At 57.5% G+C, this 11,951-nt stretch carries 2 protein-coding genes and 1 pseudogene; all 3 read right to left on the reverse strand.

The window, feature by feature from the left end:
- Window positions 1-2,917: pseudogene (locus E1J53_RS23620) on the reverse strand (hypothetical protein); the annotation flags it as partial.
- Window positions 2,918-3,127: 210 nt separating this feature from the next.
- Window positions 3,128-8,755, reverse strand: coding sequence for an Ig-like domain-containing protein (locus E1J53_RS23625; RefSeq protein ID WP_134274128.1), 5,628 nt, complete (start codon window positions 8,753-8,755; stop codon window positions 3,128-3,130).
- Between the two features lie 80 nt (window positions 8,756-8,835).
- A partial coding sequence (locus E1J53_RS24040; RefSeq protein ID WP_173021620.1) for a hypothetical protein occupies window positions 8,836-11,951 on the reverse strand: 3,116 nt, incomplete at its 5' end.

Consider the following 11,951-nt stretch of genomic DNA (forward strand, 5'->3'; position numbering starts at 1 on the left):
CAGCAAACTTGCTCAACCAGGCGATGTCGTCAGCCGTCGTCGTCTGGCTAACACCAGGACGTACGTGCAGGTACATCAGCTCCGTTTCCGGGTTGCGGTCACCCTCACGATCCCGGGGGATCAGGTAAGCCTGGCCGATGCTGTTGTACTCACACCAGTTGATGATGTCGTAAGTAACTTCCAGCTTGAAGCACTCCTCGGAAGCCGTGCCCGTCGTGCGGAAGGTGTCCACGCTGGGGTTGATCGTGATCAGGTCACAGGCACGCTCGTCGATGCCGATGCCGTCGTAGTCGGGAACTACGGCACAGTCAGCTTCCTCGTCCGTGGGGAAGGTCAGCGTGTAGTCGTGGATACCGTAGACCGTGATGCGCTGCGTACAGGCAGCAGCGTTGGTCAGGCCCTGGCCGTCCGTGGCCGTGAAGACACGGGTAAACTGGCCAACACCACAGCTGTTCACGTCACCGCTGATCGTCTGGGTGATCGTTACCTCACAGTTGTCGATACCGGTAGCCGCACCGAAGGCAGCGTCCAGCTCCTCATCCGTGGCCTCATTGATGTCGGCGGGAAGCTCAGCGTTGTAAGCAATGCAGCTGATGTTGACCGGAGCCGGAGCAAAACAGACCGGGCGGGCCTTGTCTTCCACCAGTACTTCGAGCCAGCAGTAGTTTACGTTACCACGCTCGTCCGTGACGCGCAGACCAACCAGGACGTTGCCCAGGTCAGCACAGGTCAGCAGCAGCTCGTCGGTGTACACCGCGCCGGGCAGCAGTTCGTAGGTGCCGTTAGCCAGCTGGCGTACGCGGCCGATGTGCAGCGTTACGTCGCCACAGTCGTCGTAAGAACCGTTGTCGATCATTTCGGGGGTCAGGACAGCAACACCAGTGCTGGCACCACCGGTAGAAGAACCGGAAGTCAGGCTGATGTTCAGGCCGTCTTCACAGATGGCCACCGGAGCCGTACGGTCGATGACCGTGAAGGGTACGTCGGTGAAGTCAGCGTTACCGCAGTCGTCCGTGTAGGTGTAACGCAGGGTGTGCGTACCGGCGGGGATCGGACCGGCAATCTCCGCGTCGCCGTCGTTCAGGTCCAGGAAGAAGGTGCCGATCGGCGCGCCGTTCAGGTCCTGGAAGGGGTAGATGTCAGCTTTCAGCTCGATGCCGGCGCTACAGTTGTCCGTCAGTACGATGCTAGGATCGTCCAAGCGGATGTAGGCAGCACAGATGTCACCAGCGTTGGTGCTGAACTCGAGCGGACCGTCGTCGATGGTACCGTCGAAGTCGCGGTCCTGCGTGGGAGCCGTGAAGTCAGGAGCGGTGGTGTCACCAACCTTAACTACCTGCGTGTACGTCAGGGGAGCCTGGGGCTCACACCAGTCGATGACGGTGTAAGTACGTACGAACTTGTAGGTATTGGGGCAGGTCTGGATCCGGGGGCCGTCCTCGTAGGTCAGGGCCAGGTTACAAACCGCACCTTCAAGTACCAGGGGAATGGTACGATCACCGAACTGCACGAAGGGCAGGTCTTCAGCGCGGGGAACGGGGTTACCGTTGGCACCCAGCGTCAGGGTCTCGTCACACTCGTACTCGGCTACGTCCAGTTCGTCAGCGAAGGGCTGTACGTTTTCCAGACCGGGGCGCAGGAAGTCGATGTCGAAAGAGGTAACGGCAGGACCGTTCTCTTCGCCAGCAGCGCTTTCACAGTCGCTGATTTCGGTAGCGGTGAAGGTACGCGTGATGGTGATGTCATCACAGGTGGGGTCTTCGCCGAAGGTAGCTACGTCGTTCACACAAACCTGGAGGCGAGGAGCACAGCCGTCGGTGAATTCCGGAACAACCACGGCATCCTGCGCTCCGGCGACCAAATCCAAACGATCAGCAAGTGCAGGGGCCATGGTACCGGGGACGGTAACATACACTCCCTCTCCGTTACGCGCCACTTCCCAGCAGCGACTGATGTTAATGTCCAGCATGGTGAGCATGATGGCTTCGAAATCGGTGCAGGGCAGCGTGGCATCTTCGGGAGTGGATACCACCGCGGGAGGCGTCTTGTCTTCGGCGATGATGGTACCCCAGCAGTTATAGACTACTTCTCCCTCCACGAGAATTTCGACCATGTAGGTATGCTCCCCACATCCCGTGACCACGTTGGATTCGGTTCCGTTAATCGAAAGGTTGATGTCATCGGCACAATCATAGCTCCCGGTGAGCACCATGGAGGGAATGATGAAGGCCTGACAGTTGTCGTTCAGCGTCACGTTCAGTTCGGAAATACACGCCGCCTGAATGGGATCGTCGCAGCTACAGGGAATGGAAAATCCTCCGGGTTCATTGCCCTCGTATCCGTCCGTTGACGGGTTGTCATTTACGCTCAACGACATTTCATTATTAAAATTCGCGAAGGTGTGGTTGAAAATTGCGGCTTGTATCCCACTGTCGTTCGTAAGCACTTCAATGTTTCCGCCACCACAGCCTTCGGGTAAAACGAAGGAGAAAAGTGGGATGGGAACATTGGCCACGACGTTGGTGAGTTCCGGTGAATTTTGCAGCACCACCTGATAGACGTCGTTCCCTTCCAGATCGGCCGGATTGGCCGAAGGATCAAAGCCCACGGCAAGGTAATTTTCCGGAGTAATCACCTGAGCGTTCCAAAGGCCCGTGATGTTGTTGAGGGGGGACCCCATAGTGGACGGAAATCCATCCACCACGGGAATAATTTCCGTTCCGGTGGGCAGTAAAAAGGAAAAAGTTGCGGTGGCCATCGTGACGTTCGTCGACGAGAAGTCAGGATAGGCCAGCGCAGTGATTTCAAGGGGCTCCCCTTCATTTTGCGAGAAGCCATACGTAACCGATTGGCCCATTAATTGAACGGAACACAATGCGGCGACCAGAAAAAAGATAGAGAGTAACGGTCGTTTCATTTTATACTTATTGATTGATTGTTTGTGAGACCGGGCTCCCGACCAGGACCAATAATGCACAATTGGCCGTTGCTCAGGGCAGGCAGCTGGTTTCGCCCGGGAAAAACCAACGCCGAGAATATCCACGTCGAAATCCTTCATTTTCTTTGGTTTGAAGATCGCCGGAGGACCCAAGTATGGTCGGGCCCTCCAGCGGTCTGGGGATAGACTTTATTCCGGCAGTTGCTCCAGGATCACGAAGGTTTGGAATCTGGCCGTGTTTCGGGGGTGGCCATCAACGTTGTTGAAGATGGGATCCACGTCATTATTCTGACCGGCGAAAATGGAATTACCGTCCATGTTCACGTCGCCGAGGAAGTACCCGGGCAGAACGAAAGTCTGGAAGCGGAAAACGTTTCCGGGGGCCTGGTCCACTTCGTTGAAGATGGGGTTCTTGTCATTTTGCTGACCGGCGAAGATTACGCTGTTGTTCAGGTTGGTGTTCCCCGCCCAAAGCGCATACTTGCCGTCTACGGTGATCTGTTCTACCCCATCGAGTACGGGGAAATTATTCCACAGGTCAAGGCTGGTGTCCGTGAAGTCTACCAACGTACCCTCGGCCATTAGCTGGAAGGGATCTGCGGTCATGGTTCCCAGGTGATTACGATGGCGAACCGACACGTAGTATTGATCGGGTAAGGAGCCAGGGAAGCAAAGCGGAGACGTACCGTCCAGGTCGACCACATCGCCATCACGTTGTACTAATCCGGACCGGGTTGCGACCACTTGATCGGGGTTAGACGGATCGCGGAGTTCGACGAAGACCCAATCCACGATGGAGTTTTCATCATAATCACCGAATACCGTACCGGGATCAGCAATCGTCTCGTCGGTATCATTATTGACGTGGACGAAGCCGGCCAGTGCGCCGTAGGGTTCGGATGCTGGCAGGTGATCCTGAGCGCGGAGGTCGTCACGCATCAATCCGTCGGGAGAACCCAAAAGCGCACCCTGCAGCTGCATTTTCACCAGTAGCTTGACGGAGGTAGGATTGACCGTGATCGTGACGACGGCATCGTCGCAGTCACCGTCCACGTCGCAAATCTGGTAGGTAAACTGATCGGTGCCGAAGAATCCCGCATCGGGCGTGTAGTCGACCGTATCGTCGGTAGGATCATTGGGGGTACCGCCATCGTTTACCGTAGCCGTACCGTTGGTGGCGCCTATAGTAACCGTGATGGGACCCATACCCGGGCCGTCCACCCCAAAATCATCGTTATCCAGCACGTCAACGTTAACCGGCGTATTTTCGTTAGTCGTCGCTACGTCGTCGTTGGCTTCCGGCGTATCGTCGGGATCAATGGGCGTGGGTACGTACTCTTCCGGATCGTCGTCGTCGTTGGGGTCGGGATCGGTACCGTCTGTGGAATCGTCCGAGGTATCGTCCGGATCGTCGTCGTCCATGCCCGTGGGATCGTCGTTGGCCGGAACGTCACCGCTGGCCACTGCCGTATTTTCGTAATCCGACTGACTCGGGTTAAAGGTCAGGTCGAAACTCAGGGTGGCTACTTCCCCGATGGCCAGGGTACCGCCCGCGCTTACGTCGAGTAGCTCCACGTCTCCGGCTCCGTTGAAGCCCGCATTTACGCTCAGCGGATCGGCACTGTTGGAGACCATCATCAGGTTGCTCACGGCGTATTCATCTTCGGTGTCCAGGTCCCCGGGCAGGCCGAAGGCACTCAGATCATCCGTCACCTGGATATCCCCGAGGACGGTCGCCCCGAAGTTCTCCAGCGTCAGCGTGATGGTGGTGGTAAACGTACCGTCCATGTTGTTGATGACCGGACTGGCGGACTTGGCCACACCAATCTGAGCATCCAGAACGGTAACGGTGACCACCGCGTCATCACAGTCGCCGTCGCTGTCACAAATCTGGTAGGTAATCATGTCCGTACCGTCGAATCCCGGATCCGGGACGTAGTCAATGGTGTCGTCCGTGGGATCATTCGGGGTACCACCGTCGTTTACCGTGGCCGTACCGTTGGTGGCATCCACCGTAATCGTGATGGGCCCTACTCCCGGGCCGTCAACCCCAAAGTCGTCATTAACCAGTACACCAATGTTTATTGGCGTATTCTCGTCCGTAGTGGCTACGTCGTCGTTGGCTTCCGGCGTATCGTCGGGATCAATGGGCGTGGGTACGTCCTCCTCCGGATCGTCGTCATCGTTGGGGTCGGGGTCGGTGCCGTCCGTGGAATCGTCCGAGGTATCGTCCGGGTCATCGTCGTCCATACCCGTGGGGTCGTCGTTGGCCGGAACGTCACCGCTGGCCACCGCCGTATTTTCGTATTCCGACTGACTCGGGTTAAAGGTCAGGTCGAAACTCAGGGTGGCTACTTCCCCGATGGCCAGGGTACCGCCCGCGCTTACGTCGAGTAGCTCCACGTCTCCGGCTCCGTTGAAGCCCGCATTTACGCTCAGCGGATCGGCGCTGTTGGAGACCATCATCAGGTTGCTCACGGCATACTCGTCTTCGGCGTCCAGGTCCCCGGGCAGGCCGAAGGCACTCAGGTCATCCGTCACCTGGATATCCCCGAGGACGGTCGCCCCGAAGTTCTCCAGCGTCAGCGTGATGGTGGTGGTAAACGTTCCGTCCATATTGTTGATGACCGGACTGGCGGACTTGGCCACACCAATCTGAGCATCCAGAACAGTAACGGTGACCACGGCGTCATCACAGTCGCCGTCGCTGTCACAAATCTGGTAGGTAATCATGTCCGTACCGTCAAAGCCCGGATCCGGAGTGTAGTCAATGGTGTCATCCGTAGGATCATCGGGGGTACCACCGTCGTTTACCGTGGCCGTACCGTTGGTGGCATCCACCGTAATGGTGATGGGGCCCGTGCCGGGACCATCGTTACCAAAATCATCGTTGACCAATACCGGGATATTTACCGGGGTGTTTTCGTCCGTAGTGGCGACGTCGTCAACGGCAAGTGGACTGAAGTCCGGTTCGATTGGCGTGGGAATCTCCTCCTCCGGATCGGCATCATCGTTGGGGTCCGGGTCGGTGCCGTCGGTAGAATCATCCGACGTATCGTCGGGATCGTCATCGTCCATGCCCGTAGGATCGTCGTTGGCCGAAACGTCACCGCTGGCTACCGCCGTATTTTCGTATTCCGTCTGGCTGGGGTTGAAGGTCAGATCAAAGCTTAGCGTAGCCACTTCTCCGATCGCGAGCGTACCGCCCGCGCTCACGTCCAACAGTTCCAGGTCGCTTGCTCCGTTGAATCCGGAATTCACGCTGAGGGGATCGGCACTGTTGGAGACCATCATCAGGTTGCTTACCGCGTATTCATCGATCGCATCCAGGTCTCCGGGTAATCCGAAGGCACTCAGGTCGTCCGTCACCTGAACATCTCCGAGGACGGTTGCGCCAAAGTTTTCCAGGGTCAGGGTGATGGTAGTCGTGAACGTTCCGTCCTGATTATCGATGACCACGCTGGCGGCTTTGGCGATACCAATAACCGCTTCGAGTACCGTCACCGTAACCACGGCGTCATCACAGTCGCCGTCACTATCACAGATTTGATAGGTGATCATGTCCGTACCGTCGAAGCCAGGGTCCGGGGTGTAGTCAATCGTATCGTCCGTAGGATCATTGGGGGTACCTCCATCATTGACCGTAGCCGTACCGTTGGTGGCATCAACCGTAATCGTAATGGGCCCCATACCCGGACCATCAATGCCAAAGTCATCGTTGATCAGAACGGGAATATTTACCGGCGTACTCTCATCGGTGGTGGCAACATCGTCGTTTGCCTCGGGCACATCATCCGGGTCGATGGGCGTAGGAACATCCTCTTCCGGATCATCGTCATCGTTGGGATCGGGGTCGGTACCGTCCGTGGAGTCATCCGTGGTGTCGTCCGGATCGTCGTCGTCCATACCGGTGGGGTCATCGTTGGCCGGAACGTCGCCGCTGGCCACCGCCGTATTCTCGTAGGCCGACTGACTGGGGTTGAACGTCAGGTCAAAACTCAGGGTGGCTACTTCTCCGATGGCCAGCGTACCGCCAGCACTTACGTCAAGTAGTTCTACGTCTCCGGCGCCGTTAAAGCCGGCGTTTACGCTCAGCGGGTCGGCGCTGTTGGAAACCATCATTAGGTTGCTCACCGCATATTCGTCCGCCATGTCCAAATCGCCCGGTAGTCCAAAGGCGCTCAGGTCGTCCGTAACCTGGACGTCACCAAGGATGGTTGCTCCGAAGTTCTCCAGGGTCAGCGTGATCGTGGTCGTGAAGGTTCCGTCCATGTTGTTGATTACCGGACTAGCGGACTTAGCGACACCGATGACGGCATCCAGCACCGTTACCGTAACTTCCGCGTCGTCGCAATCTCCATTGCTGTCGCAGATTTGGTAGCTAAACATATCCGTACCGGAGAAACCGGCGTCCGGGGTATAGTCGATGGTATCATCCGTGGGATCGTTGGGCGTTCCGCCATCGTTGACCGTGGCCGTACCGTTGCTGGCGCCAACGGTGACCGTGATGGGCCCCGTTCCCGGGCCATCTCCCCCAAAATCATCGTTAACCAGTACCGGTATATTAACCGGGGTATTTTCGTCCGTTGTGGCAACATCATCGTTGGCTACGGGCAGATCATTAACGGTCAGGGTTGTAGTGCCGGAAGCCATACACCCGTTATCATCCGCAACGGAATAAGAGAGCGTTACCGTTCCACTGGAAAGGCCCGTGGCATCTACCGTGAGGTCTTCCATATTCTCGTTGGACAGGTTTGCGGGGGTAATCCCGGTAGTGCCTCCATCAGAAATGGCCCAGGAATGGGAAACGATCGTTCCTCCCCCTGGCGTTGCGTTACCGGAAATCATTACCGTAGCGCCAATATCCACCGTTTCCACCTCGGGGTTCACGGTTGGCAAATCAAACACGGTGATTCTGATGATGGCCGTTTCACAGTCACCATCTACGTTACAAATCTGGTAGATGATGGTCTCTACCCCAACGAATCCGGGGTTGGCGGCAAACTCAATGGTATCATCCCGAGGATCGTCCGGGGTGCCACCGTCATCCACCGTTGCGGTACCGTTGCTGGCGTTGACCGTAATGGTCAGCGGGGTTGTTTCATCAATGCATACCAGGCCCTCATCATTGGCCAGAACATCAATATTGATCGGAGCCTCCCCACAGGCTTCCGCCGTGTCATCCAGGGGATTAAATTCTTCTACCAGTGGACAGGAAATGGAGAAGGAAGCCGGATCATTCCCCACGTATTTATCGTCAGCGGGGGCATCATCAATACTGATGGACATCTGGTTGTTGGGGTTGGCCCCGAAAACGCTAAAGATGTCCATGGCAATTTGACTGTCGTTCGTCAGGACTTCAATATTGCCCCCCATACAGTCACTCGGCAAACTAAAGGAGAACAGGGACAGGGGTTGACCAGACGAGGTAATGGGGCTGGGAGAGTTTTGCAGGATTACCTGAAAAACGTCTTTGCCACCTAGGCCGTCCGTAGTGCCGGCGAAGGAATCGTACACGTCTTCCGTCAGATACTGCACCGCCCAGGTGCCCGTGATGTTATTAAAACTACCCGGGGGAGACGGAACCGGGGTAATGGCCGGATCCGTAGCGGTCCCTTCCGGTACCAAAAAAGTAAAGACCGAAGTAGAGATCGTTACGTTGTTGGAGGTAAAATTCGGATAAGCAACTGCGGTTATCTCAGTACTACATTCTGAGTTCTGCAGGAATCCGTAAGTGACTTCATCCTGTCCTCTAAGGAAGGACACCGAACAGAGCCACATCAAGGTGACAAAAAAGGAGGTTCGAATTAAATTCATGATTATGATTAGTTGTCCTTTGCACTCACGGAGCCCGCCCATAGTCCTGGGTGAGCACCATGAGTGCAGTACAGGATGGGTTACTTTGCCAATTGTTCGAGCATGACGTAGGTCTGGAACCTCAGTATGTTTACCGGGAATCCATCCACGTTATTGAAGATGTGGTCGACGTCATTATTCTGACCGGCGAAAATGGCGTCTCCGTCCAGGTTTACGTCTCCGAGGTGGTATCCTCCGTATACGTAAGTCTGGAACCGGAGAATATTTCCCGGTGCATTGTCCACCTCGTTAAAGGGGATGTCTTTATCGTTAACCTGGCCCGCAAATACGACCCGGTCATCGGCATTGGTGTTCCCGGCCCAAAGCGCGTAGGCCCCACCAATGGTTGCTTGTTCAATTCCGTCGTAATTAGGCTGGTTGGTCCACAATTCAAGCGATGTATCCGTGAAGTCGACCTCCGTTCCTTCCGAAGTGAGCGGGAAGGAATTAGCCGTCATGGTACCGATGTGGTTGCGGTGACGAACTGCTACGTAATAATCCCCCGCGGAGGATTGGGTAAAGCAAAGGCTAGACACGCCGTCCGTTTCAACTACGTCTCCATCCTTTTGCAGTAAGCCGGCACGCGTTGCCACTACCTGAGCTGGATCTGCCGCAGAGCGCAACTCCACAAAGACCCAGTCGATGATGGAGTTATCTCCACGATCCGCCAGTACCGTAGCCCGGTCCATAATGGCTTCCATACCGCCGCCGCCAACGTGCGTATAGTTGGATAAGGCAGTATAAGGCTCATTACTTGGGATCAAGTCGCGTGACCGCAGATCGTCCCTCATCTTTCCGTCAGAGGATCCCAACAGAGCGCCCTGCAGGCGAACTTTGACGTTAAGTTTGACGAGATTGGAACAAACTGGTGCCGTCACCAGGATGTCGTCCGTTTTGTTGCAGTCCGCGTCCGTGGCGATCAGGCGGATGTTCGTACCCGCCGGGATGCCCGTAATCTGGTTGGCACCGATGGTGCCCACCACCGGCTCCGTCGTCAGGACCGCATCGCCCGTGAGAACGAAGTTCACCGCGTAGGTGCTGCCGTCGGCAGAACACACGCCCAGCGCACTGACCGAGATCAGCTCCTCCGGACACTCCGGTCCGCATTCCTCGGCCGTCGGGCTCGTCGCCGTCAGTACCGTCAGACAGCTGACGTCATTGGGGTTCACTGCCGTGACCACCAGATCGACCCCCAGGGGAACACCCGTGATCAGGTTCGCACCAATCACAATACCGCCCAACAGTGGGGTTACCGATATCGTCGCACCCGTGGTCTCCGTGAAGGCCACCGAGTAAGTGCCGCCGGCGCAGATCGCGTTACCCAGCGTCAGGTCCGGCTGCTCGCAGTCGATCACGCAGGTCAGCGGACTCGTCACGCTCAGGCTCACCTCGTCGCAGGTAATGTCGTTGTAGGCCGTCAGTACGTCGTTGGTGTTCAGAGACACCGTGACCACGTTGCCGTTGACCGAGCCGTTAAGGCTGCTCACCGTCGCACCCTTACTGACCGAGAAGGTGTACTGGAACGTCAGTACGTCCACGCACTCCACCGAGCCGATGCTCAGGATCGGGGCGTCGGGGCAGCAGTCGGGTGCCGTTACCAGGATGTCGTCCGTTTTGTTGCAGTCCGCGTCAGTGGCGATCAGGCGTATGTTCGTACCCGCCGGGATGCCCGTGATCTGGTTGGCACCGATGGTGCCCACCGCCGGCTCCGTCGTCAGGACCGCATCGCCCGTGAGAACGAAGTTCACCGCGTAGGTGCTGCCGTCGGCAGAACACACGCCCAGCGCACTGACCGAGATCAGCTCCTCCGGACATTCCGGTCCGCATTCCTCGGCCGTCGGGCTCGTCGCCGTCAGTACCGTCAGACAGCTGACGTCATTGGGGTTCACCGCCGTGACCACCAGATCGACCCCCAGGGGAACACCCGTGATCAGGTTCGTACCAATCACAATACCGCCCAACAGTGGGGTTACCGATATCGTCGCACCCGTGGTCTCCGTGAAGGCCACCGAGTAGGTGCCGCCGGCGCAGATCGCGTTACCCAGCGTCAGGTCCGGCTGCTCGCAGTCGATCACGCAGGTCAGCGGACTCGTTACGCTCAGGCTCACCTCGTCGCAGGTAATGTCGTTGTAGGCCGTCAGTACGTCGTTGGTGTTCAGAGACACCGTAACCACGTTGCCATTGACCGAGCCGTTAAGGCTGCTCACCGTCGCACCCTCGCTGACCGAGAAGGTATACTGGAACGTCAGTGCGTCCACGCACTCCACCGAGCCAATGCTCAGGATCGGGGCGTCGGGGCAGCAATCCGGTGCCGTCACCAGGATATCGTCTACCTTATTACAGTCAGCATCCGTGGCGATCAGGCGGATGTTCGTACCCGCCGGGATGCCCGTGATCTGGTTGGCACCAATCGTGCCCACCGCCGGCTCCGTCGTCAGGACCGCATCGCCCGTCAGGACGAAGTTAACCGAGTAGGTGCTGCCGTCGGCAGAGCAGACGCCCAGCGCACTGACCGAGATCAGTTCCTCCGGACATTCCGGTCCGCATTCTTCGGCCGTCGGGCTCGTCGCCGTCAGTACCGTCAGACAGCTGACGTCATTGGGGTTCACTGCCGTGACCACCAGATCGACCCCCAGGGGAACACCCGTGATCAGGTTCGCACCAATCACAATACCGCCCAACAGTGGGGTTACCGATATCGTCGCACCCGTGGTCTCCGTGAAGGCCACCGAGTAAGTGCCGCCGGCGCAGATCGCGTTACCCAGCGTCAGGTCCGGCTGCTCGCAGTCGATCACGCAGGTCAGCGGACTCGTCACGCTCAGGCTCACCTCGTCGCAGGTAATGTCGTTGTAGGCCGTCAGTACGTCGTTGGTGTTCAGAGACACCGTAACCACGTTGCCGTTGACCGAGCCGTTAAGGCTGCTCACCGTCGCACCCTCGCTGACCGCAAAGGTGTACTGGAACGTCAGTGCGTCCACACACTCCACCGAGCCGATGCTCAGGATCGGGGTATCGGGGCAGCAGTCTTCAATGATGATCGTCACCGTCTCATCGTCGGCGGCACAGCCGCCGCTGGCGGGGATGCCGTACGTAAAGGTGTAAACGCCAAGGCTGGCTCCGGTCGGATCAAAGGTGCCCGCAGCGGCCACGAATGTGC

The sequence above is a fragment of the Lewinella sp. W8 genome, assembly GCF_004375085.3.
Taxonomy (GTDB): Bacteria; Bacteroidota; Bacteroidia; order Chitinophagales; family Saprospiraceae; genus Neolewinella.

Excerpts from the sequence above, each read along its gene's own strand:
- E1J53_RS23625 (WP_134274128.1), bottom strand. The coding sequence starts at position 8,755 with ATGAATTTAATTCGAACCTCCTTTTTTGTCACCTTGATGTGGCTCTGT.